The organism is Ruegeria sp. BHSA191 (assembly GCF_059613325.1).
The window spans coordinates 324,694-348,774 of sequence record NZ_JBXWSH010000001.1 but is presented as its reverse complement, the minus strand read 5'-3'; the positions used below and the strand labels follow the sequence as shown (position 1 = coordinate 348,774).

At 64.5% G+C, this 24,081-nt stretch carries 22 protein-coding genes; 11 read left to right on the top strand and 11 right to left on the bottom strand.

The window, feature by feature from the left end; translation table 11 throughout:
• Window positions 1-6: 6 nt before the first annotated feature.
• The 5 genes from AC2FNS_RS01715 to AC2FNS_RS01695 are packed head-to-tail and all read left to right on the top strand — an operon-like array spanning window position 7 to window position 6,241.
• The gene (locus AC2FNS_RS01715) at window positions 7-639 is read left to right on the top strand and encodes a phage distal tail protein, Rcc01695 family (RefSeq protein ID WP_496711453.1); all 633 of its coding nucleotides are present in this window, start codon (window positions 7-9) and stop codon (window positions 637-639) included.
• Window positions 639-1,526 (top strand): phage/gene transfer agent baseplate hub protein, encoded by an 888-nt coding sequence (locus AC2FNS_RS01710; RefSeq protein ID WP_496686471.1) that lies wholly within the window; start codon window positions 639-641, stop codon window positions 1,524-1,526. Before AC2FNS_RS01715 ends, AC2FNS_RS01710 begins: the two co-directional genes overlap by 1 nt.
• Window positions 1,526-1,969 (top strand): C40 family peptidase, encoded by a 444-nt coding sequence (locus AC2FNS_RS01705; RefSeq protein WP_496711454.1) that lies wholly within the window; start codon window positions 1,526-1,528, stop codon window positions 1,967-1,969. Before AC2FNS_RS01710 ends, AC2FNS_RS01705 begins: the two co-directional genes overlap by 1 nt.
• Window positions 1,969-5,937, top strand: coding sequence for a baseplate multidomain protein megatron (locus tag AC2FNS_RS01700; RefSeq protein WP_496797368.1), 3,969 nt, complete (start codon window positions 1,969-1,971; stop codon window positions 5,935-5,937). The genes AC2FNS_RS01705 and AC2FNS_RS01700 overlap by 1 nt, the downstream gene beginning before the upstream one ends.
• A gap of 7 nt (window positions 5,938-5,944) precedes the next feature.
• A complete protein-coding gene (locus tag AC2FNS_RS01695) occupies window positions 5,945-6,241 on the top strand; it encodes a DUF7742 family protein (protein ID WP_496711456.1) in 297 nt (98 codons plus the stop codon).
• Here the strand turns inward: AC2FNS_RS01695 and AC2FNS_RS01690 are convergent.
• The gene (locus tag AC2FNS_RS01690; RefSeq protein WP_496711457.1) at window positions 6,222-6,560 is read right to left on the bottom strand and encodes a TraR/DksA family transcriptional regulator; all 339 of its coding nucleotides are present in this window, start codon (window positions 6,558-6,560) and stop codon (window positions 6,222-6,224) included. The two genes, AC2FNS_RS01695 and AC2FNS_RS01690, sit on opposite strands and share 20 nt — an antisense overlap.
• Window positions 6,561-6,646: 86 nt before the next feature.
• Between AC2FNS_RS01690 and cysE the strand changes: the two genes are divergently transcribed.
• Window positions 6,647-7,456 carry a serine O-acetyltransferase gene (cysE, locus tag AC2FNS_RS01685; RefSeq protein ID WP_496681130.1) on the top strand — a complete coding sequence of 270 codons (810 nt, stop codon included), beginning with the start codon at window positions 6,647-6,649 and terminating at the stop codon, window positions 7,454-7,456.
• Window positions 7,457-7,526: 70 nt separating this feature from the next.
• Here the strand turns inward: cysE and AC2FNS_RS01680 are convergent, their stop codons facing one another.
• The 5 genes from AC2FNS_RS01680 to AC2FNS_RS01660 form a co-directional block, all read right to left on the bottom strand.
• Window positions 7,527-8,843 (bottom strand): pyruvate dehydrogenase complex dihydrolipoamide acetyltransferase, encoded by a 1,317-nt coding sequence (locus tag AC2FNS_RS01680; RefSeq protein ID WP_496711458.1) that lies wholly within the window; start codon window positions 8,841-8,843, stop codon window positions 7,527-7,529.
• A 14-nt stretch (window positions 8,844-8,857) separates the two neighbouring features.
• Window positions 8,858-10,237, bottom strand: coding sequence for a pyruvate dehydrogenase complex E1 component subunit beta (locus tag AC2FNS_RS01675; protein WP_496711459.1), 1,380 nt, complete (start codon window positions 10,235-10,237; stop codon window positions 8,858-8,860).
• 15 nt (window positions 10,238-10,252) lie between these two features.
• Window positions 10,253-11,242 (bottom strand): pyruvate dehydrogenase (acetyl-transferring) E1 component subunit alpha, encoded by a 990-nt coding sequence (gene pdhA, locus AC2FNS_RS01670; RefSeq protein WP_496681139.1) that lies wholly within the window; start codon window positions 11,240-11,242, stop codon window positions 10,253-10,255.
• Between the two features lie 130 nt (window positions 11,243-11,372).
• Window positions 11,373-11,672 carry an FtsB family cell division protein gene (locus AC2FNS_RS01665; RefSeq protein ID WP_496681140.1) on the bottom strand — a complete coding sequence of 100 codons (300 nt, stop codon included), beginning with the start codon at window positions 11,670-11,672 and terminating at the stop codon, window positions 11,373-11,375.
• Between the two features lie 169 nt (window positions 11,673-11,841).
• Window positions 11,842-13,032 (bottom strand): phosphoglycerate kinase, encoded by a 1,191-nt coding sequence (locus tag AC2FNS_RS01660; protein ID WP_496711460.1) that lies wholly within the window; start codon window positions 13,030-13,032, stop codon window positions 11,842-11,844.
• A 136-nt stretch (window positions 13,033-13,168) separates the two neighbouring features.
• On the opposite strand from AC2FNS_RS01660, the gene AC2FNS_RS01655 reads away from it, so the two are divergent.
• The 3 genes from AC2FNS_RS01655 (at window position 13,169) to AC2FNS_RS01645 (ending at window position 15,296) form a co-directional block, all read left to right on the top strand.
• Window positions 13,169-13,675 (top strand): peptidylprolyl isomerase, encoded by a 507-nt coding sequence (locus tag AC2FNS_RS01655; protein ID WP_496681145.1) that lies wholly within the window; start codon window positions 13,169-13,171, stop codon window positions 13,673-13,675.
• Window positions 13,668-14,213, top strand: a complete 546-nt coding sequence (locus AC2FNS_RS01650) for a peptidylprolyl isomerase (RefSeq protein ID WP_496711461.1) — start codon at window positions 13,668-13,670, stop codon at window positions 14,211-14,213. Before AC2FNS_RS01655 ends, AC2FNS_RS01650 begins: the two co-directional genes overlap by 8 nt.
• A gap of 120 nt (window positions 14,214-14,333) precedes the next feature.
• Window positions 14,334-15,296 (top strand): DUF3179 domain-containing protein, encoded by a 963-nt coding sequence (locus AC2FNS_RS01645; protein WP_496711462.1) that lies wholly within the window; start codon window positions 14,334-14,336, stop codon window positions 15,294-15,296.
• Window positions 15,297-15,304: 8 nt separating this feature from the next.
• Here the strand turns inward: AC2FNS_RS01645 and aqpZ are convergent, their stop codons facing one another.
• The 5 genes from aqpZ to AC2FNS_RS01620 form a co-directional block, all read right to left on the bottom strand.
• Window positions 15,305-15,994 (bottom strand): aquaporin Z, encoded by a 690-nt coding sequence (gene aqpZ, locus AC2FNS_RS01640; protein ID WP_496686450.1) that lies wholly within the window; start codon window positions 15,992-15,994, stop codon window positions 15,305-15,307.
• 180 nt (window positions 15,995-16,174) lie between these two features.
• The gene (locus tag AC2FNS_RS01635) at window positions 16,175-16,678 is read right to left on the bottom strand and encodes a bactofilin family protein (RefSeq protein WP_496681152.1); all 504 of its coding nucleotides are present in this window, start codon (window positions 16,676-16,678) and stop codon (window positions 16,175-16,177) included.
• Entirely contained in the window at window positions 16,668-17,993 is a 1,326-nt protein-coding gene (locus AC2FNS_RS01630) for a DUF5930 domain-containing protein (protein WP_496681160.1), read from the bottom strand. The genes AC2FNS_RS01635 and AC2FNS_RS01630 overlap by 11 nt, the downstream gene beginning before the upstream one ends.
• A gap of 188 nt (window positions 17,994-18,181) precedes the next feature.
• Entirely contained in the window at window positions 18,182-19,000 is an 819-nt protein-coding gene (locus AC2FNS_RS01625) for a ferritin-like domain-containing protein (protein WP_496711476.1), read from the bottom strand.
• Between the two features lie 76 nt (window positions 19,001-19,076).
• Window positions 19,077-19,538, bottom strand: a complete 462-nt coding sequence (locus AC2FNS_RS01620; RefSeq protein WP_496797367.1) for a peroxiredoxin — start codon at window positions 19,536-19,538, stop codon at window positions 19,077-19,079.
• A 59-nt stretch (window positions 19,539-19,597) separates the two neighbouring features.
• Here AC2FNS_RS01620 and AC2FNS_RS01615 point away from each other — a divergent pair, with 59 nt between their 5' ends.
• Together AC2FNS_RS01615 and queA are read left to right on the top strand one after the other, a co-directional pair.
• A complete protein-coding gene (locus AC2FNS_RS01615) occupies window positions 19,598-22,981 on the top strand; it encodes a YhdP family protein (protein ID WP_496797366.1) in 3,384 nt (1,127 codons plus the stop codon).
• Window positions 22,982-23,026: 45 nt separating this feature from the next.
• A complete protein-coding gene (gene queA / locus AC2FNS_RS01610) occupies window positions 23,027-24,073 on the top strand; it encodes a tRNA preQ1(34) S-adenosylmethionine ribosyltransferase-isomerase QueA (RefSeq protein WP_496711465.1) in 1,047 nt (348 codons plus the stop codon).
• The last annotated feature ends 8 nt before the right edge of the window (window positions 24,074-24,081 follow it).

Genomic DNA, 24,081 nt, shown 5'->3' with positions numbered 1-24,081 from the left:
CAGGACATGAATTTCCACGAAGTCAGATTTCCCGCCAGCCTGAGTTTCGGCTCGGTCGGCGGACCCGAGCGGCGCACGGATATCGTGACGCTGGCCAACGGGTTCGAGGAACGCAACACGCCTTGGGCGCATTCGCGGCGGCGCTATGACGCCGGTTTGGGGATGCGGTCGCTGGACGACATCCAGACGCTGATCGCCTTTTTCGAGGCGCGTAAGGGGCAGATGTACGGCTTTCGCTGGAGGGACTGGTCGGACTACAAGTCCTGCGCCGCCACTGCCGAGGTCGACATGGGCGACCAGGTGATCGGTCAAGGCGACGGGGTCACGACCGTGTTCCAACTGGTCAAGACCTATGCCTCGGGCGGGGTCAGCTATGTCAGGCCCATCGTCAAGCCGGTGCTGGGTACGGTCAAGGTGGGGCTCGATCAGGACGAGGCCCGAGAGGGCGTCGATTTCGAGGTGGACCTGAATCGCGGTCTGATTCAATTCGCGGTCCCGCCGGCCGAGGGGGTCGAAGTGACCGCCGGGTTCGAGTTCGACGTGCCGGTGCGCTTCGACACCGACAGGATCCAGGTCAGCGTGGCCAGCTTTCAGGCAGGCGACGTACCCAATGTTCCGGTGGTGGAGGTGCGGGTCTGATGAGCGGCGACAAGCAGGCATTGCTGACCCATCTTCAGTCCGGCATGACTACGGTCTGCCGCTGTTGGGCGATCACTCGAACCGATGGCGTGTCCTTCGGGTTCACCGACCATGACCGCGAATTGGCCTTTGACGGACTGGTGTTCAAGGCAAGCTCCGGTCTGACGGCCTCGGCGATCGAACAGGCAACGGGCCTGTCGATCGACAATTCCGAGGCCATGGGCGCCCTGACCGATGCGGCCGTGCGCGACGAAGATATCGAGGCCGGCCGGTTCGACGGCGCCGAGGTGCGGGCCTGGCTGGTCAACTGGGCCGCGCCGGACCAGCGGATGCTGCAGTTTCGCGGCTCGATCGGCGAGTTGCGGAGGGCCGGGCGCGCGTTTCATGCCGAATTGCGGGGGCTGACCGACCGGCTGAACCGGCCATTGGGGCGGATCTACCAAAAACCCTGCACCGCGATTTTGGGCGACAAGGCCTGCAAGTTCGACACGACCACGCCCGGTTATTGGGCTGAGGTCGCGATCGCCGCGGTCGGCGACGGCCCGGTCTTGCGCCTGGAAGGGGCCGAGGAGATTGACGCGGGCTGGTTCGATCGGGGCCGGCTGGATGTGCTGAGCGGCGCATCGCAAGGGCTGTGGGCGACGATCAAGACGGATCGGCCGGTCTCGGGTGGGCGCGAGGTTATGCTGTGGTCCGGGATCGGTGGGCGCCTTTCAGCCGGTGATCGCGTCCGGCTGACGGCGGGTTGCGACAAACGGATGAGAACCTGCCGGTTGAAATTCGACAATCTTCTGAACTTTCAGGGATTTCCCGACCTGCCAGGCGAAGACTGGGTGATGGCCGTGCCCAAGAAAGGAAAACCGTACAAAGGAGGGAGCCGACGGTGATGCCGACCCGACATGACATCGTAAGCGAAGCGCGCCGCTGGTTGGGGACACCGTATGTCCACCAGGCCTCGGTCAGGGGGGCGGGTACCGACTGCCTTGGGTTGCTGCGTGGCGTGTGGCGCGCCGCAATCGGGGACGAGCCCGAAGCAGTACCGGCCTACAGCCAGGACTGGTCCGAGCTACAGGGCGAGGAGCGGATGTGGGTGGCTGCCCAACGCCACCTGATCGAACGTCCTGACCTTAGCCTGGCCATCGGAGCGGTGCTGCTGTTCCGCATGCGCGACCGAGGCGTTGCCAAGCATCTGGGCATCGTCAGCGAGACCGGCCCGGTCCCGCGCTTCATCCATGCCTATTCAGGGCATGGGGTGGTTGAAAACGCTCTGAGCGATCCTTGGCGCCGCCGGGTGGTCGCCTGTTTTGATTTTCCTTTGGAGGACACCTGATGGCGACCATTCTGTTATCGGCGGCCGGGGCCGCGCTGGGCGGGTCCATCGGCGGAACGGTGGCCGGCCTGTCCACGGCGATCGTCGGCCGTGCCATCGGCGCCACGCTGGGCCGTGTGATCGACCAGCGCCTGATGAGCCAATCGGTGATGGGAAGCGGCAGCGAAGTGGTCGAGACCGGGCGGCTGGACCGCTTCCGCCTGACCGAGACCGGCGAAGGCGCGCCCGTGGCCACCGTTTTCGGCCGGATGCGCGTGGGCGGGCAGGTCATCTGGGCTTCGGATTTTCTGGAGACGCGGTCGACCACGACCACGACGCAGTCTGCCGGGGGCGGCAAGGGCACGCCCAAACCCGCCGAAGTGACGACGGCCACCCACAGTTACAGCTACTCGGTGTCGCTGGCGATTGCGGTCGGGGCAGGAAAAATCGCCGACGTTTCGCGCATTTGGGTCGATGGTGAGGAAATCGAGCGCACCAGCGTGAACATGCGGATCTATCGGGGGACGGATACTCAACTGCCCGACCCGTTGATTGAATCGATCGAGGGCACGGGCAACGTGCCGGCTTATCGCGGCACGGCTTATGTGGTGATCGAGGACCTGCAACTCGGCAGATTCGGCAACCGCGTGCCGCAGTTCTCGTTCGAGGTGATCCGCCCCGATCAGGAGGATATGCCGAACTATGAGAGCGAGCTGCAACGGATCGTGAAGGGCGTTGCCCTGATGCCGGGCACGGGCGAATACACCCTTGCCAGCAGTCAGGTGAACTATGGAAAAGGGAAGGGGCGAACCTGGGCCGCAAATGTCAACGCGCCGTCCGGCCAGCCGGATTTGGTCGACTCGCTGCGGGCGTTGCGCCGGGAATTGCCCGCTTGCGAAGCAGCCTCGTTGGTCGTGTCATGGTTTGGGGATGATCTGCGGTGCGGCCAATGCAGCATTCGACCCAAGGTTCTGCGACGGGATGTCGATGGCATGAACATGCCGTGGAACGTGGCCGGGGTGGCTCGCAGCGCGGCTGCGGTCGTTGAGGAGATTGACGGCCGTCCGGTTTATGGCGGGACCCCGGCGGACGTGTCGGTCATCGAAGCCATCGCGCACCTCAAGGCCACGGGCAAGCGGGTCATGTTCTATCCGTTCATCCTGATGGATCAACTGCCGGGGAACGGCCTGCCGGACCCGTGGTCCGATGCGGGCGATCAGCCACATCTGCCTTGGCGTGGGCGTATCACGCTGGACGTTGCGCCGGGGCGGGACGGGTCTGTGGACGGAACGGCTCAGGCCGACGCGCAGGTGGCCAGCTTCTTTGGCGCGGCCAAGGCGTCGGATTTCTCAATCGGCGCGGGCACCGTCACCTATTCGGGGCCGCAGGAATGGGGGCTTGCGCGCTTCATCCTGCACTATGCCGCCCTTTGCAAAGCGGCCGGGGGGGTCGACTCGTTCTGCATCGGGTCCGAGATGCGGGGCCTGACCCAGATCCGCGGCGCGTCGGGATTTCCGGCCGTGGACCGGCTGCGGACCCTCGCGGCCGAAGTGCGCCAGATTCTGGGGCCGCAGACCCGGATTGGCTATGCGGCCGACTGGTCCGAGTATTTCGGCTATCAACCGAGCGACGGCAGCGGAGACCGGTATTTTCACCTGGATCCCCTATGGGCCGACGACAACATCGACTTTGTCGGGATCGACAACTACATGCCGATCTCGGACTGGCGCGACGGAGACGGGCATCTTGACGCCAAATCCGGTGCGCGGTCGATCTATGACCTTGGGTATCTGCGCGCCAATATCGAAGGCGGGGAGGGCTATCACTGGTACTATGCCTCGCCGGAGGAGCGCGACGCCCAGATCCGGACCCCGATCGAGGATGCCGAACATGGCGAACCATGGATCTGGCGGTACAAGGACATCCGGAACTGGTGGTCGAAGCCGCATCACGAACGCATCGGCGGGATGCGGCAGCCGGTGCCCACCGCATGGGTGCCCAGGTCGAAGCCCATCTGGTTCACCGAACTGGGCTGCGCGGCTATCGACAAGGGAACCAACCAGCCCAACAAGTTCGTGGATCCGAAATCCTCGGAATCGGACCTGCCCAGGTACTCGAACGGGCTGCGCGATGACTTCATTCAGGTTCAGTACCTCAAGGCCACCTTGGGCTATTGGGCGGATCCGCAGGTGAATCCGGTTTCCGAGATCTATGGCGGGCCGATGGTGGATGTGTCGAATGCCTTTGTCTGGGCCTGGGATGCGCGGCCCTATCCGACCTTTCCGAATCTGCGCTCGCAATGGAGCGATGGGGCCAACTATGCGCGCGGTCATTGGCTGAACGGGCGGTCTGGGTCGCGCACTCTGGCCTCGGTTGTGACCGAAATCTGCCATGGCGCAGGGGTGACCGACATCGATGTGTCGGGCCTGTACGGCGTGGTGCGGGGCTATGCGGTCGAAGACGTGTCGGATGCACGCTCCGCCTTGCAACCGCTCATGCTGCGCTATGGGTTCGACGCGGTCGAGCGCGACGGGATGCTGGTGTTCCGTATGCGCGAGGGTCGGCATTCACACGACCTTGAACTGGACCAGATCGCGGAAAGCCCCGAGATCGAAGGGCGCGTGCAGTACCTGCGCGAGGCCGAAGCGGAAATGGCGGGCCGTGTGCGTTTGCGGTTCGTGCAGTCGGATTCCGACCACGACCTTGTGTCGGAAGAGGCGGTGATGCCCGATGACCGGACCCACTCGGTGGCCGTGAATGAAATGCCCTTGTCGATGACCCGGGCCGAGGGGCGACAGACCGTCGAACGTTGGCTGTCCGAGGCACGCGTGTCGCGCGACACGGTTCGGTTTGCGCTACCGCCATCACTGATGCACTTGGGCGCCGGGGACGTGGTGCGCCTGCCTTCGGCGAATGCGGCGTCGAATGCCCTGTATCGCATCGACCGGGTCGAGCAGGCCGACCTGCAGCTGGTGGACGCAGTCCGGATCGAGCCGGCGGTCTATGACCGGTCGGACATGGAAGATGACGGAGCCAGCGCCAAGCCCTATGCCGCGCCGGTACCGGTTCTGTCCTATTTCCTGGATCTGCCGCTGATCACCGGTGCGGAAAAGCCGCACGCTCCTTTTATTGCGGCGACGGCCGACCCCTGGCCGGGCAGCGTTGCCGTCTATGCCTCGGATCGGGATGAGGGGTACGAATTGCGCGACGTTCTGCCGGGACAGGCCGTGATCGGATTTGCCGAAACCCAACTGCCCAGGGCTGCGGCCGGGGTTTGGGACGAAGGCGCCCCCTTGCGGGTCAGGCTTATTGACGGGGTGCTGCAGTCGCAGTCGCGGGCTACCTTGCTGAACGGGGCGAATCTGGCGGCCATCGGAGATGGAACCGCCGGCAACTGGGAGCTGTTCCAGTTCGCCGACGCGCAGTTGCAGGAACCCGGTGTCTACGACCTGTCGGGGCGGTTGCGGGGCCAGTTGGGCACCGATGCCCTGATGCCGGACTACTGGCCGGTAGGGTCGGTCTTCGTCCTATTGGACGAGCGCATCTATCAGGCCAGCCTCGCCCGCACCGAGCGTCGCGTCGAGCGGCATTTCCGGATCGGGCCGGCAACGCGGGGTTACGACGACGAGTCCTACACCCACAGGGTCGAAACCTTCGACGGCAACGCACTGCGCCCCTATTCGCCGGTGCATCTGCGCGCTCTGCATTCGGCAGGCGACGACCATCTGACCTGGGTTCGCCGGACCCGGATCGACGGAGACGACTGGAGCTTTCTCGAGGTGCCCCTGGGTGAGGAATCCGAGGCCTATCTGGTTAGCGTCAGCACCGGCGGCGCGTTGGTGCGTCAAGAGGTGGTCTCCGTTCCGAGCTGGACCTATACGGCCGCGATGAAATCCGCCGACGGTATCGCCGGCTCCTATGGTTTCGAGGTCGCGCAGGTTTCGGCCAGCTATGGCCCGGGCCCCGCGGCGCGAATGACCGTGGGCTAGGTCGGCCATGCGCCCCGTTCTGCACGGAGACATCAGCGCGGCGGCGCGGGTTCTGTTGACCGCGCCGCCGCCCCAAAGGGGCCGCCTGTGTGCCCGCATTTTCATCGAGGCCGAGCTGGCCGACCGGCATGTCGCGGCCACCGGGCGGCTGCATCCGCAGTTCGGCAACGGGTCGTTGATGGCGGCGGCGCGTGGCCGACCTCTGGCGGATGAACCGGGTTTCGACGACACGGATTATTGCCAGTGTTTCGAGACGGTTCTGCGCCACCTGATCCGGTTTCAGATCAGCCGGACGCGCAGCTGACGCATTTTCCGGCGGCGGGATCCAGTTCCAGCCGCCCGCGCGCGATGGCCTCGCCACAGTCTTCGCAATACCCGAATTCGCCCTCGTAGATGCGCGTCAGAGCGGCGTTTAGCCGGCGGGCTTCAAGGTCGCGCCGGGTCTGTTGGGCCTTGGCCATGGCCTGGTTCTGCAGCGCGTCCATCCGGCTGAGGCGCCCAACCGCCTGCTGATCAAGCTGGACGACCGACTGGGCCTGTTTCCCGGCTTCGGAATTCTGTTCCAATTCGGCCAACCGGGCGCGGATCAGTGTTTCGAATTCCTTCAGTTCCGCCTGCTTCATTTTCTGTTGCGTCGCACATCAAGGGTTTGCGTTTGGCCTTTTTGGGCCTAGATGGCTATTCTAGGCGCAGAAAAGGAACAAAACCCATGTTTGAAACGCGCACCCAAGTCACTCCGGTCGATCCCGTCTGGGACCGGATCACATCCGAGGCGCAAGCCGCCGTCGAGAAAGAACCGCTGATGGGCGGGCTGGTGCACGCCTGCATTCTGCACCACAAATCGCTGGAACGCGCCTTGTCATATCGGATTTCGGCCAAGCTGTGCTCGAACGAAATGTCGATGATGGTGCTGCGGGAAGTCGTCGAGGAGGCCTATGCTGACGACCAGAGCCTGCTTACTGCCGCCCGGGCCGACCTGATGGCCGTGTACGAGCGGGATCCGGCCTGCCATCGCCTGCTGCAGCCGATTCTGTATTTCAAGGGCTACCAGGCCATGCAGGCGTATCGGGTAGCGCATTGGCTGTGGCGCAAGGGGCGCCACGATCTGGCCTATTTTCTGCAGATGCGCTGTTCCGAGATTTTCGGTGTCGACATCCACCCCGCCGCGAAGATCGGCAAGGGCATCATGATCGACCACGCCCATTCTATCGTGATCGGTGAAACCGCGGTCGTGGGCGATAACGTCTCGATGCTGCATTCGGTGACCCTTGGCGGGACCGGCAAGGAGGAAGAGGACCGCCATCCCAAGATCGAGGATGGCGTTCTGATCGGCGCTGGCGCCAAGGTTCTGGGCAATATCCGCGTAGGCCATTGCAGCCGTATCGCCGCCGGTTCGGTTGTTCTGCAGGATGTGCCGCCCTGCAAAACCGTAGCCGGAATCCCCGCCAAGATCGTGGGCGAGGCCGGATGCGACCAGCCCTCGATCTCGATGGATCACATGCTGGGTAAGGATCAGTAAGCCTGTTCTCAGGTACGAAAAAAGCCGCCTCGGGGTCCGAGGCGGCTTTTTTTGATTCTTGTGGCCTGGATCAGGCCAGCATGACCATTGGGTTTTCTAGGTTGTCCACGATGGCCTGCAGCAACTGAGCCCCAAGCGCGCCGTCGATCACCCGGTGATCCACCGACATAGTGACCGACATGACGGTCGCCACGGTCAGCTCCCCATCCTCGCCCACGACCGGCTTCTTGGCGCCGGTGCCGACGGCCAGGATGCCCGCATGCGGCGGGTTCACGATGGCGTCGAAATTGTCGATGCCATACATGCCCAGGTTCGAAACCGCAAAGGTGCCGCCCTGGTATTCATGCGGGGCCAGCTTGCGCTCGCGTGCGCGGGCGGCCAGGTCCTTCATTTCGGTCGAGAGCGCCGACAGAGATTTGGTGTCGGCGTCCTTCAGGACCGGGGTGAACAGCCCGCCTTCGATCGCCACGGCCACGGCCACGTCCGAGGGTTTCAGTTGCAGCACCCGGTCGCCCGCCCAGACGGCATTGCATTCCGGTACCTGCTGCAGCGCGTTGGCGACGGCCTTGATGATGAAGTCGTTGACGCTCAGCTTCACGCCGCGGGCTTCCAATTGCTTGTTCAGTTGGCTGCGGAATTTCAGCAGCGCGTCCAGCTTGATGTCGCGGCGCAGGTAGAAATGCGGGATGGTCTGCTTGGCCTCGGCCAGACGGGCGGCGATGGTCTTGCGCATGCCGTCCAGCTTGACCTCCTCGTACTCGCGGCCTTCGTACATGCGGGCCACCATGTCGGCCGAGGGGCCGGCGGGGGCCGCCGCGGGTGCAGGCGCTGCGCTGGGGGCGGCTGCCGGAGCCGGAGCGGCGGCCGGAGCAGCGGTTGCGGCTTCGACATCCGCCTTGACGATGCGGCCATGCGGGCCCGAGCCCTTGATCTGCGCCAGGTCCAGCCCTTTCTGAGCGGCGATCCGGCGGGCCAGCGGAGAGGCGAAGATGCGTCCGCCGTCGGCTTTGACCGGGGCCGCCGGAGCCGGGGCAGGGGCGGGCGCCTCGGATGCCGCGGGGGCGGCAGCCTCGTTGCCCGCGTCGGCTGCGGGCGCAGCCTCGGGCGCCTTGGCCGGGGCCGCGGCGATGTCATCGGCGCTTTCGCCCTCTTCCAGCAGCACGGCGATGGGGGTGTTCACCTTGACCCCTTCGGTGCCCTCGGGGATCAGGATCTTGCCGACGATGCCTTCGTCGACGGCTTCGAATTCCATCGTGGCCTTGTCGGTCTCGATCTCGGCCAGCAGGTCACCCGAGGAGACGGTATCGCCTTCCTTGACCAGCCATTTGGCGAGCGTGCCTTCCTCCATGGTCGGCGAAAGGGCGGGCATCAGAATTTCGGTGGGCATCTGTCAGTCGCTCCTTACCGATAGGTCACTTGTTTGACGGCTTCGATCACCTCGTCGGTGGTCACCAGCGCCAGTTTTTCGAGGTTCGCGGCATAGGGCATGGGTACGTCCTTGCCGGTCAGGTTGATGACGGGCGCGTCGAGATAGTCGAACGCCTCATGCATCACCACCGAGCTGATGTAGCTGCCGACCGACCCTTGGGGCCAGCCTTCCTCGACCGTGACCAGACGGTTGGTCTTCATCACCGAGTTGATGATCGCGCCGGTGTCCATCGGGCGGATGGTGCGCAGGTCGATCACCTCGGCGCTGATGCCGTCCTCGGCCAACTTGTCGGCAGCTTCCAAGGCGTATTGCATGCCGATGCCGAAGCTGACGATGGTCACGTCGGTGCCTTCGCGCCAGATGCGGGCTTTGCCCAGCGGCACGGTCAGGTCATCGACCTGCGGCACGTCGAACGAGCGGCCATAGAGGATTTCGTTTTCCAGGAACACGACCGGGTTGGGATCGCGGATGGCCGATTTCAGCAGGCCTTTGGCGTCGGCTGCCGAATAGGGCATCACCACCTTCAGGCCGGGGATCTGCATGTACCAGGCGGCATAGTCCTGGCTGTGCTGGGCCGCCACGCGCGCGGCGGCGCCGTTGGGGCCGCGGAACACGATCGGACAGCCCATCTGACCGCCGGACATGTACAGCGTCTTGGCGGCCGAGTTGATGATCTGGTCGATCGCTTGCATGGCGAAGTTGAAGGTCATGAACTCGACGATCGGCTTCAGCCCGCCAAAGGCCGAGCCGACGGCGATGCCTGTAAAGCCATGCTCGGTGATTGGCGTATCAATCACGCGTTTTGCGCCGAACTCGTCCAGCAGACCCTGAGAGACCTTGTAGGCGCCCTGGTATTCGCCGACTTCCTCGCCCATCAGGTAGACATCTTCGTCGGCGCGCATTTCTTCTGCCATCGCGTCGCGCAGAGCTTCGCGGACAGTCTGTTGTTTCATCGGCGCGTCGGCTGGCCAATCGGGCGACAGATCCACGACGGGCGCGGCAGGAGCCGCCGCAGGGGCGGGTGCGGGCGCCTCAACCGCCGCAGGTGCGGCGGCCTCGCTGCCCGCCTCGGCTGCCGGGGCAGCCTCGGGCAGGGCGGAGACGTCTTCGCCCTCTTCGACCAGCACGGCGATGGGTGTATTGACCTTGACCCCTTCGGTGCCCTCGGGGATCAGGATCTTGCCGATTATGCCTTCGTCGACGGCCTCGAACTCCATCGTGGCCTTGTCGGTCTCGATCTCGGCCAGTATGTCGCCGGAACTTACGGTGTCGCCTTCCTTGACCAGCCATTTGGCCAGGGTGCCTTCCTCCATGGTCGGCGAAAGGGCGGGCATGAGAATTTCGGTTGCCATGTCTTGTTCGTCCTCTCAGGCGTAGATGTCGGTCCAGAGCTCTTCGACGGGCGGCTCGGGGCTTTCCTTGGAGAATTCGGCGGCCTTGTTGACGACTTCCTTGATCTCCTTGTCGATCGCCTTCAGGTCATCCTCGGTGGCGTGCTTGCCCGATAGCAGCAGCTCGCGCACATGTTCGATCGGGTCGCTCTGTTCGCGCACTTTCTGCACCTCTTCGCGGGTGCGGTACTTGGCCGGATCTGACATCGAGTGGCCGCGATAGCGGTAGGTCTTGACCTCGAGGATATAGGGCCCCTTGCCTGCGCGGCAGTGGGCCACTGCTTTCTCTCCGGCCTCTTTCACTGCCAGCACGTCCATGCCGTTGACGATTTCGCCGGGAATGCCGAACGCCTCGCCGCGGTGATAGATGTCCTTGGTCGAGGTCGAGCGCGACTGCGCCGTTCCCATCGCGTACTGGTTGTTCTCGATCACGAAGACCACCGGTAGCTGCCACAGGGCGGCCATGTTGAAGGTTTCGTAGACCTGGCCCTGGTTCGCCGCGCCATCGCCGAAATAGGTGAAGGTCACGCGGCCGTTGTCCTTGTATTTATCGGCAAAGGCCAGACCCGCCCCTAGGGGCACTTGCGCGCCCACGATGCCGTGGCCGCCATAGAAATGCTTTTCCTTCGAGAACATGTGCATCGAGCCGCCCTTGCCCTTGGACAGACCGCCGATGCGCCCGGTAAGCTCGGCCATCACGCCGCCCGGATCCATGCCGCAGGCCAGCATGTGACCGTGGTCGCGGTAGGAGGTGATGCGCTTGTCGCCATCCTCGGCAGCGGCTTCGAGCCCCACGACGACGGCTTCCTGACCGATGTAGAGGTGGCAGAAACCGCCGATCAGACCCATCCCATACAGTTGCCCCGCCTTTTCTTCGAATCGGCGGATCAACAACATCTCGCGGTAGTAGGTCTTGAGTTCTTCCGCAGAAACGTTTGGTTTCTTTGTGGTTTTTCGCGCAGCCATCGTGGCGATCTCCCCCTTCCGGCAAGATAGTTTAGCGTTAAACTATCTTTTAATGCATTTCGCGCAGTCTGGCGAGTGGAAATGTGACGCAGCGTCTCGGCGCGCGCCGTGCCACAGCCGGAGTTGGCATTCAGCGGATGACGATTTCGTCGGCGCGGATCATGCCCAGAACCGAGCGTGCCTGTTCGTCCAGAAGATCAAGGTCAAGATAGGTGTCCGAAAGCCTGCGCGTCAGGTTCTCCATCCGCGCGATTTCGGCGTTCAATCCGCCGAGGTCGCGCGACAGAGCATCCCGTTCCGCCGCAATCTCGACCCGTCTGAGCAGGCCATAGTCGCCCTGTACGGCGGCGAAGGTGAAATACACACCAAGCAAAAACGCCACTGAAAAGAACAGGACTGTGCCCAAACCGGGCCGACTGGAACGGGACACTCTGTTTACCGCCGTATGAATACTGCCTCAAAATCGTGCCCGTTTCCCGGGCATCTGTCGGCACTATGTCACAGGTGATTCGGCTTGTGAATCCCCGAAAGCGCGAAAATCGCGACAGCGATTCAAAAAAACAGGGCGCCTCGCCCGGCAGGGCGCCACCGGCCTTGGATCATTGGTCCAAGGCGGCGACGCCGGGTAGGGTCTTGCCCTCCATCCACTCCAGGAACGCACCACCGGCGGTCGAGATGTAAGTGAAATCATGCGCCGCGCCCGACGCGTTCAGCGCGGCGACCGTATCGCCGCCGCCGGCCACCGAGACCAGCTTGCCCGCGCGGGTCAGCTCGGCCGCTTTCAGCGCGGCGGCGTTGGTGGCCGCGTCGAAGGGCTCGATCTCAAAAGCGCCCAAGGGGCCGTTCCAGATCAGTGTTTTGCTATCTTCAAAGGTCTTGCAGATCGTGGCTACGGTTTCCGGCCCCGCGTCCAGGATCATCGCATCGGCCGGGCACTGATCGGCCGGCACCACCTTGTGCGGGGCGTGGGCCTCGAACTTTTCGGCCACGACCACGTCGCTGGGCAGGATGATGCGGCAGCCGGTTTCCTCGGCCTTGGTCATGATCTGCGCGGCGGTGTCGGTCATGGCGTGTTCGGCCAGCGATTTGCCAACGTCATACCCTTTGGCCAGCAGGAAGGTGTTGGCCATGCCGCCGCCGATAATCAGGTTGTCGACCTTCTCGATCAGATTGCCCAGCAGGTCCAGCTTGGTCGAGACCTTGGCCCCGCCGACCACTGCGGTGACCGGACGCTGAGGGTTCCCCAACGCGGCTTCAAGCGCGCTCAGCTCGGCCTGCATCAGGCGCCCGGCGCAGGCCGGCAGCAGCCGCGCCAGCCCCTCGGTCGAGGCATGGGCGCGGTGCGCGGCGGAAAAGGCATCATTGCAATAGATATCGCCGAGCTTGGCCATCCCTTCGGCCAGTTTGGCGCTGTTCTTGGTTTCGCCGTCGTGAAACCGCGTGTTCTCCAGCAGGACGACCTCGCCTTCGCCTTGGTTGGCCACGGCCAGCTCGGCCTCATATCCGACGCAATCCTCGCCAAAACGGACCTTGGTGCCAAAGGCCGCTTCCAGCGCGGGAACCAGATGTTTCAGCGACAGGTTCTGCCGCCGCTCGCCGCCGGGGCGCCCGAAATGGGCAAGCAGGATGGGTTTGCCGCCCTTGGCCAGGATGTCGCGCACGGTGGGCACGATGCGTTGGATGCGCGTGTCGTCGGTCACCGCGCCGTCGACGACAGGCACGTTGATATCCACGCGCACCAGCACGCGTTTGCCCTGCAGGTCCATGTCGTCCAGCGTTTTCCAGCCCATCGTGTCATCCTCGCCGTTGTCACCACGCGTCAGCGGTTCTTTTCCTGCATTTTGCCGACAGGTCAATGCTTCACTTGGCTTTCCCGCGTCCGGCGCATAGGTATTTGCGCAAATCATTTCCACAGGAGAGAGCCCCATGGCCGAGATCAAGGATCCCGAAAACACCATCATCATCGAGCTGAAGGATGGCAAGGTCGTCATCGAGCTGCTGCCCGACGTGGCACCCCAGCATTGCGAGCGCATGAAAGAGCTAGCGCGCGCGGGCGAGTACGACAACGTGGCCTTTCACCGGGTGATCGACGGCTTCATGGCGCAGACCGGTGATGTGCAGCACGGCGACATGGAAGACGGCTTCAACCTCCGCATGGCGGGCACCGGCGGGTCGTCGCTGCCGAACCTTCCGGCGGAATTCTCGAAACTGCCGCATGACCGGGGTACGCTGGGCGCGGCCCGGTCGGCAAACCCGAACTCGGCCAACTCGCAGTTCTTCATAAACTTCAAGGACAACCACTTTCTGAACGGCCAATACACCGTCTATGGCCGCGTGATCGAGGGGATGGAGCATGTCGACGCCATCACCCGCGGCGAGCCGCCCGCGAACCCCGACCGCATGATCAGCGTCAAGGTGGCCGCCGATGTATAAGCTGGCCGCCGTTTTTGCCTTGCTGGCCAGCCCCGCGCTGGCCACGGGCCTGCAGATCGAAGTCGAGGGCGAGGCCAACGGCACCATCACCATCGACCTGTTCGAGGATGTCGCGCCCAAGCATGTCGAGCAGATCACCGCTCTGGCCGCCGAGGGCAAGTATGACGGGGTGGTGTTCCACCGCGTGATCGACGGTTTCATGGCGCAGACCGGCGATGTTGAATACGGCAAGCTGGGCAGCGATATGCGCCGTGCGGGCACCGGTGGGTCCGATCGTCCTGACCTGCGGGCCGAATTCTCAGATGTTCCCTACGAGCGCGGCATCGTCGGCATGGCGAGGGCGCGCGACCCGAACAGCGCCAACTCGCAGTTCTTCATCATGTTTGCACCGGCGCCGTCGCTGAACGGCCAGTACACGGTTGTCGGCGAGGTGACCGGTGGGATGGACGTGGTGGACGCCATCAAACGCGGCACCGGCCCGAACGGCGCCGTGATCGGCCAGCCCGATGTGATGACCAAGGTCACCGTTACCGAATGACCTCGACACCCGGCGCGGATTCCGCGCCGGGTTTGACGCACGGGTGTTCACGTCCCCGTGCGGGGGGCTTGGCCCGCCGTCCGCGCATCGCGCACCATGGCAGACAGCCAGAGGTGCCTCATGCGATCCCTTCTATCCGCTCTTTTGCTGGTCTGCGCGGCGGCTGCGTCCGCAAACCCCGATCTGTGGCGCGGTGAATGGCCTCGGACCGATTTCGCGATGACCTCGGTGCAGGACTGGAGCCAGATCCGCTCGGGCGGGCCGCCCAAGGATGGCATCCCGGCGCTCAGCGATCCCGGTTTCGTCGAGGTGTCCGTGAATACCGGACTGGCCGCTGCCGAGCCGGTCATCTCCGTCGAGCTACCCGGCGCGCGGCCAAGGGCCTGTCCGATCCGCTATCTGATCTGGCACGAGATCGTGAATGACCGGATCGGCAACCGGCCCGTCGCGATCACCTATTGCCCCCTGTGCAACTCGGCGCTGGTGTTCGACCGGCGGACGGAGCAAGGCGTGCTCAGTTTTGGCGTCACGGGCAAGCTGCGCCATTCGGACATGGTCATGTACGATCGTGAAACCGAAAGCTGGTGGCAGCAGGCCACGGGCGAGGCCATTGTCGGGCGGCTGACCGGAGCCCGGCTGCGGGCGCTTCCGGCGTGGATGGAAAGCTGGGCGCAGTTTCGCGAACGCAACCCCGATGGGCTGGTGATGGCCGAACCGGACTACAATCGCGACTATGGCCGCAACCCCTATCGCGGCTATGACACGTCGCGCCAACCGTTCCTGTATGACGGAGCGCTGCCACCACATGGCCTTCACCCTCTGGAACGTGTGGTGCGGGTGGGCGACCGGGCCTGGCCTCTGACCCGCCTGCGCCGCCAAGGCCAGGTGACCGAGGCTGGCGTGACGATCTCGTGGCGCAGCGGCCAGGCCTCGGCGCTGGACAACGGGCTCATCGCCAAGGGGCGTGACGTCGGATCGGTCCGCGTCACCGATGCCACCGGGCAGGACGTGGTGCACGACGTGATGTTCGCCTTTGCCTTCCACGCCTTCTGGCCCGACGGAATCTGGATGACGGGTCGCTAGGCCGGGCGTCAGTCCTCGGACACCATCGCCTTCCAGATCAACGCGCCCACCGCGCCGCCGATCAGCGGGGCGACCCAGAATAGCCACAGCTGGGCCAGCGCAGGCCCGTCGGCGAAGAGCGCAACGCCGGTCGATCGCGCCGGGTTCACCGACGTGTTGGTGACCGGGATCGAGATCAGGTGGATCAGGGTCAACCCCAACCCGATGGCGATGGGGGCGAAGCCGGCCGGTGCCTTTTCGGACGTGGCGCCCAGGATGATGATCAGGAAAAAGGCGGTCAGGACGATCTCGATCACCAGGGCGGACATCATCGAATAGCCCTCAGGCGAGGCTTCGCCATAACCGTTCGAGGCAAAACTGCCGACACCGGAAAACTCGGGCGCGCCGCTGACGATCAGGTACAGAACCGCAGCCGCCAGTATGGCGCCGATCACCTGGGCGGCCCAATAGGGCAATAGATCCTTGGCTGGAAAGCGTCCGCCGATCATCAGGCCCAGGCTGACGGCCGGGTTGAAATGCCCGCCCGAGATATGGCCCACCGCAAAGGCCATCGTCAGCACCGTAAGGCCGAAGGCGAAGGAAACGCCCAGCCAGCCGATGCCGACATCGGCTACGCCCGCGGCCAGAACCGCACTGCCGCACCCGCCAAGAACCAGCCAGAACGTGCCGAAGAACTCGGCCATCAATTTTGCTCGCATCGTGAAATCTCCCAAATACATCGGAGGCAAGTGTAGCCGAAATCAGGAAAATTTCGAATCCCGCCCCGATATCCGTCCGGTATTGGTGTTAATTGGCCACCGGCTCCGGGGGCATCGCGCACGAAAAAACGCCGCGGCAGGGCCACGGCGTTTGGGTCGGAACCGTTGGGTTCTTCGGATTTACTGGCTGACTTCGGCGGCCGGGTTGGCGCCGGTCTTGCTGCTGCGGCCCGGGTTCAGCGGGTCGTCCTGACGCTGGACCGAGCCCTCGAAATGCGCGCCGCTTTCGATTGCGATGGTCTTGTGGATAATGTCGCCCTCGACACGCGCGGTCGAGGTCAGGCGCACCTTCAGCCCGCGCACGCGGCCTACGATCCGGCCGTTGATGACCACGTCATCGGCAGTCACCTCGCCCTTGATCGTCGCGGTCTCGCCGATGGTCAGCAGATGCGCACGGATGTCGCCTTCGACGGTGCCTTCGACCTGGATGTCGCCCGAGGTCTTGATGTTGCCGGTGATGTGCAGATCTGACGACAGAACCGAAGCCGGCGGCTTGGGTTTCGGTGGGGTTGCGGCCGCTTTCTGCTCGGTCGGGGCAGGGGTCGCCTGAGCGGCCGGAGCGGCGGGCTTCGCCGTTTCGGATGCCTTGGGTGCGGGCTCGTTGATCTTGCTCTTAGAAAACATTGTTCGCAGCCTTGATGTAGGTCATGGGGTTTACGGGTTTTCCGTTCACATGCACTTCGTAGTGCAGATGCGTTCCGGTCGACCGTCCGGTGTTACCCATATCAGCAATGTGGTCCCCGCGCGAGACCCTTTGGCCGACCTTCACGCGGATGTTCGAATTATGGGCGTAATAGGTTTCGATCCCGAAGGCGTGCTTGATCTTGACCAGCTTGCCGAAACCCGATTGCCATCCGGCATGGGTCACGACGCCGTCGGCGGTCGCATAGATGTTTGTGCCCTTGGGGGCGGCGAAATCGGTGCCCTTGTGCATCCGGCGGCCACCGGTCTTTGGGTCGCGGCGATAGCCGTAGCCGCTGGTGAACCGGAAGGACGAACGGATCGGCGTGGCAAAGGGCGCCTTTTCAGCGGCGATGCGATACAGGTTCAACTGGTCCATCTGTTCCAGCAGGCGGTTGGCGCGGATTTCATCCGGCGACAGTTCCTCGCCGCGGGTGCTGAACGATATCGGAGTCAACGGCCCGCCGATGCCGCTGTAGCCACGCCGCACCTCGTCGAGGATGCGGTCGGTCGGCATGCCGGCCTGTCGGAACATCTTGTCCAGCGGCTCGACCGAGATCAGCATCGCCTCTTCCAACTGGCGGAAGATCTCGTCATTGCGTTCCTGCATCAACTGGATTTCAAGTTCCAGCTCGTCGCGCTGGTCCAGCGCACTCTGGGCATCGGACGCGATCTGGTCGCGCTGCTGGGCCGTGCGGGCCAGGGCCTCGGACAGGAATCCCAGTTGAACGGGGGCGGCCGATGCAAACATGGCCACGGCCGGGTCGTCGGCCTTCTGTTTCAGCGCGGCCAGTTCGGCGCGCGCCTCCTCGCGCTGTTTCATGGTGGCGCGCAGAGTGGCCTGAATCACCTCGATCCCTGTTTCCAACTCGTGCCGGCGGTTCTCGGATTCCAGCAGTTCAGACTGCATCGCCGAGATCCGCTCGAGCGCGGAATTGAAGCGTTCATGTGCGGCCAGCGCCTCTTGGGCGCGGGCGTCCCGTTCGGCGGACAGAATGTTCAGACGTTCCTGATAGACCGCCTGATCGCGTTTGGCCTGTTCCCGGAAATTGCCCGACCCGATGCTGTCCATCAGCAACAGCGCAGTTGCCACCGACGTCCAGCCGACCATGACCGCCACGCCCAGAACCGCCAATACCTGGGTTTCCGAGCTAAGCCGGACAAAGCGCGTGTCCTTGTCGGATTTCAGAAAGACCCTGCGTTCGGGAAAGTGCCGTTCGAGCAGTGAGTGCAGTTTGATCGCCAGACGTGTTCGCACGCGTCTTACTCCTCATCCCCATTGTCCGGGTCGGTCATGAGTGGTTGCCGTGACGGCTTGCCGACCCTTGGGGCGACTGATTAATGGCCGGGCAGCGATTGGGCAAGTTTGTTAACCGATTGGTGCAAAAATCGCGCAATTTCGGGCTACGGATCGGCGAGAATTTGCCGAAGCGCGCGCTGCCCGGTCTATTTCCGGGCCGTTCCGGGCGGGGGCAGATCTTCGGCCAGGGGCCAGTAGAAATCGGGCGGCAATCCGGCCTCGGCCCGCTTCTCCTCGTTGAAGGGCGGTTTCAGGGCGCCGTGGAAATACCGGCGGACCAGATCGTGAAACACGTCCTTGGGGTCGGCATTTTCCCGACCGCACAGAAAGTGGAACCATTTCGACCCATAGGCGACGTGGCCGACCTCTTCGGCATAGATCACTTCCAGCGCAGCTACGGCCTGATCGGCCTTTGCCTTGCGGAAAATCTCGATCATGCCCGGTGTCACGTCCAAGCCGCGCGCCTCGAGCACCATCGGCACTACCGCCAGCCGGCCCATCAGGTCCCCGGCGGTGTCCTCGGCCGCGCGCCACATGCCGGCATGGGCGGGAAGCGCGCCGTAATGGCTGCCCATCGCCTCCAAGCAGTCGCAGACCATTTCGAAATGGCGCGATTCCTCCTCGGCGCATTTGACCCAGTCGTCGTAGAAGCCGATCGGCATCGGCACATGTCCGAACCGGGCGATGATGTCCCAATGCAGGTCCACCGCGTTCAGCTCGATATGGGCTACGGCGTGCAGCAGCGCGATGCGCCCGGCCTCGGACCCGGGGCGGCGGCGCGGTACGTCGCGCGGTGATAGCAGCTCGGGGCGGGCGGGGCGCGCGGGATGCAGCGGCGGTTCGGCGGTGCCGATCTCGATCGCCGGGGCCTCGCCCTTGCGGGACGCGACCCAGTCGGCCGCATAGCGCCGCGACAGGGCGGTCTTGGCCCGCCCGTCCGCGGTGGTCAGCACGTTGGTTGCCATCTGGGTCAGGGTCTTGGCCACGGTGATCCTCGGGTCGAATGAAACTGCCGCCTCTTAGACCGGATGGCGCGCGGCGTCAAAGCGCGCGCACGGCCTCCAGCACCTCATCGACGTGACCGGGGACCTTCACCTTGCGCCAGACGCGGGCGATCTTGCCGTCGGTGTCGATCAGAAAGGTCGAACGCTCGATCCCCATCGATTTCTTCCCGTACATGTTCTTTTCGACCCAGACGCCGAAGGCCTCGCAGACGGTTCCGTCTTCGTCGGACAGAAGCGGCGTGTTCAGACCGTGCTTGGCGACGAACTTGTCATGTTTGGCGACGCTGTCGCGCGAGATGCCGAAGACCTGCGCGCCCGCCTCGGCGAAGGCGGGCAGAGCTTCGGAAAATCCGATGGATTCCTTCGTGCAGCCCGGCGTATCATCGCGGGGATAGAAGAAAAGAACGACGGGGCGGCCGCGCAGGGCCGACAGGGTGACCGAACCGCCGCCGTCACGGGGCAGGGTGAAATCGGGGGCGATGTCTGAGAGGTCGGGCATGGAGGTCTCCGGTTGTGGTTGTCATGAACTGCCGCGGATAATAGAGCGGCGTCAGCGGGTTGGAAGGCTTGGTAGGCGAATTGGCTGAGCGGCAGGACGAAAAATCGGACAAACCAGGCCGGGCGCCGCGCCGCCGATCCCGCCGCCGGACGGCCGTTCTGTGGGCCTTGCGCGGGGTTTTCCTGCTAGTGTTTCTGGCCTTGTTCTCGGGGTTGATGGTCCTGGGGCAACGGGTGCATGCGCCGAACTGGCTGCGCGACCGGGTCGAGGCGCGGCTAGACCAGGCGCTGGACGGGGTGAAGATCCGGTTCGGCGATGCCAGTTTCATCATCCACGAAGGCTGGCGTCCGAGTCTGCGGCTGAGCGACGTGTCGATCAGCGATGCCGAAGGGCGGCAGATCGCAAATGTGTCGGACTTGCGGGCCAGCCTGTCGATGCGCCCATTGCTGCGCGGACATGTCCGGCCCAAGCGGATCGTACTGAACGGTGCCCAGATCACGCTGGTCCGCGGGCCAGACGGGATGCTGACCCTGATCGTGGGGTCCGGCAGCGCCCCCGTGAGGCAGGCGCCAAATCTGGCCGAACTGATCGAGCAGGCTGATGCCGTTTTCCAATCTCCGGCCCTGTCCGCACTGGCGTCGGTCGAGATGGAGGCGATCACGCTGGACTACAGCGATCAGCGGCTTGGCCGGTCCTGGGTTCTGGATGGCGGGCACATCCTGGTCACCCGCGACGATCGGGCCTTGCGGCTGGCCACAGGGTTTTCGGTTCTGGCGGGGCGAGACTATGTGAGTATGGTCGAGGCCAACTATACCAGCTCATTCGGCTCGCCTCAGGCACAGTTCGGCATCTCGATCACGGACCTGCCCGCCGTGGACGTGGCCGCGCAGGCGCCGGCCCTCGCGTGGCTGCAGGTGCTGGACGCGCCGATCTCGGGCGCCCTGCGCGGCAGCATCGACGAGCAGGGGGCGTTGGGGCCGGTTTTTGCCACGCTCAACCTCGGCCCGGGCGCCGTGCAGCCCAATCCCGAAACCCGTCCGGTGCCGTTTGACACGGCCCGCACCTATTTCACCTATGACCCCTACCGGCAGGTTCTGGATTTCAACGAAGTATCCATCGCCTCGGCCTGGGGAACGGTCCAAGGTGAAGGTGAGGCCTATCTCGAGGGTGTGGAGACGGGTGCGCTGCAGAGCATGGCGGTTCAGGTCCGCCTGACCGGAATCGGGCTGAACCCGGCTGATCTGTTCGTGGACGACCTGCACCTGAACCGGGCCCAGCTGGATTTCCAGGTCAGTCTGAATCCGTTCCGCCTGCAACTGGGGCAGGCGGTTGTCGAGGACGATAACGTGCGGCTGCATGCGTCGGGCGCGGTACAGGGCCTACCCGACGGCTGGAGCGTGGATCTCGACGCTCGGATCAATCAGATCTCGCAGGGGCGCGTTTTGCAGTACTGGCCGCCGCGACTGGCGCCTAAGCCGCGCAAATGGGTCACGGAAAACGTGCTCGGCGGGCAGATGTCGAACGTGGATTTCGCTCTTCGCCTGCGCCCCGGGACCAAACCGCTGATCTACGCGGATTTCGAATTCGACGAGGCGACCGTGCGATTTGCCAAGACCCTGCCGCCGTTGCAGAACGCACGCGGTGAGGCCAGCCTGATCGAGCGGCGCTTTACCGTCACCGCCCATCAGGGATTCGTGAAGGCCGATCAGGGCGGAGTCGTCGATGCCGCGGGCACCTCATTCATCATCCCGGACACCGGGATCAAGAAATCGACGCCGGGCATTGTTCGCATTCAGGCCAGAGGCAGCGTGACCGCGGCGCTGTCGCTGCTTGACCGGCCGCCATTGTCCGTGCTGACCAAGGCCAAACTGCCGGTCGATCTGGCCGACGGGCAGGTGCGGTTGAGCGGCACATTGGCCCTGCCGCTGATCAAGGGGCTCAAGCTGGAAGAAACCCGGTTCCATTTTGCCGGGGACATCCTGAACCTGCAGACCGATCGTCTTGTGCCCGGTTTCCGCGTCAGCGCGGCGAAACTGGCCCTGAGCGGCACCCAGGACGAGGTCTCCATCGCCGGCGACGGGTCTTTCGGCGCGGTTCCGATGCAGGTCCGCTGGCGACAGCCCATCGGCGGCACCGAACCGCAACGCAGCACGCTGACCGGGCAGATCGAGCTGTCGCCGCGTTTGATGGACGAGTTGAAGGCGGGATTGCCGCCGCAGATGCTGGCGGGGCAGGGCGTGGCGCAGATCGAACTGGGGATCGGGGGCGGTCAGCCGACGCGTCTGCGCGCCAGTTCGGATCTTGCGGGGGTGACGCTGGCGATCCCTGAATTGGGCTGGCGCAAGCCTCCGTCCGGCACGGGCGCGCTGACGGTCGAAGCCACCGTCTCCGAGCCGCTGAGCATCGACACGTTGTTAATCGAAGCCGCCGGGCTGCGGGCCGTGGGAGCGATCTCGATCAGCGATGGCGCGCTGGACCGGATCCGATTCAGCACGTTCGAACTGGGCGACTGGCTGGCGGTTCCGGCCGAGCTGATTGGGCGGGGTGCGGCGGTCCCGGATATCCGGGTTCTGGGTGGGGTTCTGAACCTTGCCAAGGCGACCTTCGCCAGCGGTGGCGGGGGCGGTGGCGCAGGTCCGAAACTGGACGTGACGCTGGACCGGCTGCAGGTCACCGATACGGTGGCCCTGACCGGCCTGACCGGGAATTTCCAGACGACGGGCGGCCTGCAGGGCGGGTTCAGCGCCCGGGTGAACGGTGGTGCCGCCGTTCAGGGGCAGGTCTTCCCCAGCGGCGATGGCCGCAGCGCAGTCCGGCTGCAATCGGTGGATGCCGGGGCCGTTTTGCGGTCGGCCGGGTTGCTGACGCAGGCGCAGGGTGGCACGCTACAGGTCCAGCTGGACCCGGTGGCCGAGCCCGGAAATTACGACCTGAACCTGAATATCCGAAACACCCGCATCACCGACGCCCCGGCCATGGCGGCACTGTTGAACGCGATCAGTGTGGTCGGGTTGCTGGACGAGATGTCCGGGCAGGGGATCCAGTTCTCGTCGATCGAGAGCGTAATGCGAATCACGCCGACGCAGGTCAAGATCCTCAGCGGCAGCGCGGTCGGTCCGTCGCTGGGGCTGTCGTTCGACGGCACGGTCGATCTGAACCGCAAATTCCTGAACCTTCAGGGCGCGATTTCTCCGATCTACCTGGTCAACGCCATCGGCAGCGTACTGACCCAGAAGGGCGAAGGCGTTTTCGCCTTCAACTACAAGCTGGTCGGGCCGGTCTCGGCGCCGCAGGTCTCGGTCAATCCGCTGTCGGGATTGGCGCCATTGTTTCTACGCAACCTTATGCGCGACCCGGCACCGACGGTTTCGGACGGCCCCAACGCAACGCCCCAACGCGATGGCCCCAGCCCGTCTTTGGGGGCACGGGGAGAAGATCGTTGACCGGGATCTGTGGTCAAATCCATTCGGGCGTTGTATGCCGCGCGCATGAAGCTGAGTGATTTCGATTTCGACCTGCCCGAAGACCTGATCGCCACCCGGCCCGCCAGCCCGCGCTCGTCGGCGCGTCTGTTGGTGGCGCAGGGCGATGACCTGACCGATGCGCGCGTGTCCGACCTGCCCGACTGGCTGCGACCGGGTGACCGGCTGGTGCTGAACGACACCCGGGTCATTCCCGCGCGCCTGTCCGGGCGGCGCCACCGAAACAGCGCGCAGGGCCCGGTGTCGGCCGCGGTCGAGGCGACCTTGCTGGACCCGCAGGCCGACGGCAGTTGGGCGGCTCTGCTGAAACCGCTGAAAAAGGTGTGCGTCGGCGAAGAGATCGTGTTCTCGGGCGAACTGTCTGCGATTCTGGAACGCGTCGTGGACGGGCAGGCCCATCTGCGGTTCAACCTGACGGGCGAGGATTTCGACCGCGCGCTTGAGCAGGCCGGGGCGATGCCGCTGCCGCCCTACATCGCCGCAAAGCGACCGGCGGACGAGCGGGACAAGACGGACTATCAGACGGTCTGGGCGCGCCATTCCGGTGCCGTGGCGGCCCCCACCGCCTCGCTGCATTTCGACGAGTCGCTGCTGCAGGCACTGGCTGCGCGTGGCGTGGATTTCACCTATGTCACCCTGCATGTGGGCGCGGGCACCTTCCTGCCGGTCAAGGTCGAGGACGTGACCACCCACAAGATGCATGCCGAATGGGGGCGTGTCAGCGCGCAGGCCGCGGCCGAGATCGCCGCCACCAAGGCCACCGGCGGCCGCGTCATTCCCGTGGGCACCACGGCGCTGCGCCTGATCGAAAGCGCCGCGCGCGGCGGACGGATCGAACCGTGGGAAGGCGAGACCGACATCTTCATCTATCCCGGTTTCAAATTCCATGTGACCGATGCGCTGATGACCAATTTCCACCTGCCCAAATCCACCCTGCTGATGCTGGTCTCGGCATTGATGGGTAAGGACCGGATGCTGCGGATCTACGATCACGCCATTGCCAGCCGGTACCGCTTCTTTTCTTATGGTGACGCGTCGCTTTTGATCCCTTAAAGGGCGCG

Bases quoted from the DNA above. Each gene is read 5' to 3' on its own strand.
- aqpZ (WP_496686450.1), bottom strand. From the start codon at position 15,994: ATGCGAGCAAAATTGATGGCCGAGTTCTTCGGCACGTTCTGGCTGGTT.
- AC2FNS_RS01620 (WP_496797367.1), bottom strand. From the start codon at position 19,538: ATGCCCGACCTCTCAGACATCGCCCCCGATTTCACCCTGCCCCGTGAC.
- AC2FNS_RS01710 (WP_496686471.1), top strand. From the start codon at position 639: ATGAGCGGCGACAAGCAGGCATTGCTGACCCATCTTCAGTCCGGCATG.
- AC2FNS_RS01660 (WP_496711460.1), bottom strand. From the start codon at position 13,032: ATGGGCTGGAAAACGCTGGACGACATGGACCTGCAGGGCAAACGCGTG.
- AC2FNS_RS01650 (WP_496711461.1), top strand. From the start codon at position 13,668: ATGTATAAGCTGGCCGCCGTTTTTGCCTTGCTGGCCAGCCCCGCGCTG.
- AC2FNS_RS01715 (WP_496711453.1), top strand. From the start codon at position 7: ATGAATTTCCACGAAGTCAGATTTCCCGCCAGCCTGAGTTTCGGCTCG.
- AC2FNS_RS01700 (WP_496797368.1), top strand. From the start codon at position 1,969: ATGGCGACCATTCTGTTATCGGCGGCCGGGGCCGCGCTGGGCGGGTCC.
- AC2FNS_RS01655 (WP_496681145.1), top strand. From the start codon at position 13,169: ATGGCCGAGATCAAGGATCCCGAAAACACCATCATCATCGAGCTGAAG.
- AC2FNS_RS01695 (WP_496711456.1), top strand. From the start codon at position 5,945: ATGCGCCCCGTTCTGCACGGAGACATCAGCGCGGCGGCGCGGGTTCTG.
- AC2FNS_RS01690 (WP_496711457.1), bottom strand. From the start codon at position 6,560: ATGAAGCAGGCGGAACTGAAGGAATTCGAAACACTGATCCGCGCCCGG.
- cysE (WP_496681130.1), top strand. From the start codon at position 6,647: ATGTTTGAAACGCGCACCCAAGTCACTCCGGTCGATCCCGTCTGGGAC.
- AC2FNS_RS01705 (WP_496711454.1), top strand. From the start codon at position 1,526: ATGCCGACCCGACATGACATCGTAAGCGAAGCGCGCCGCTGGTTGGGG.
- AC2FNS_RS01675 (WP_496711459.1), bottom strand. From the start codon at position 10,237: ATGGCAACCGAAATTCTCATGCCCGCCCTTTCGCCGACCATGGAGGAA.
- AC2FNS_RS01635 (WP_496681152.1), bottom strand. From the start codon at position 16,678: ATGTTTTCTAAGAGCAAGATCAACGAGCCCGCACCCAAGGCATCCGAA.
- AC2FNS_RS01645 (WP_496711462.1), top strand. From the start codon at position 14,334: ATGCGATCCCTTCTATCCGCTCTTTTGCTGGTCTGCGCGGCGGCTGCG.
- pdhA (WP_496681139.1), bottom strand. From the start codon at position 11,242: ATGGCTGCGCGAAAAACCACAAAGAAACCAAACGTTTCTGCGGAAGAA.
- AC2FNS_RS01625 (WP_496711476.1), bottom strand. From the start codon at position 19,000: ATGGCAACCAACGTGCTGACCACCGCGGACGGGCGGGCCAAGACCGCC.
- queA (WP_496711465.1), top strand. From the start codon at position 23,027: ATGAAGCTGAGTGATTTCGATTTCGACCTGCCCGAAGACCTGATCGCC.
- AC2FNS_RS01680 (WP_496711458.1), bottom strand. From the start codon at position 8,843: ATGCCCACCGAAATTCTGATGCCCGCCCTTTCGCCGACCATGGAGGAA.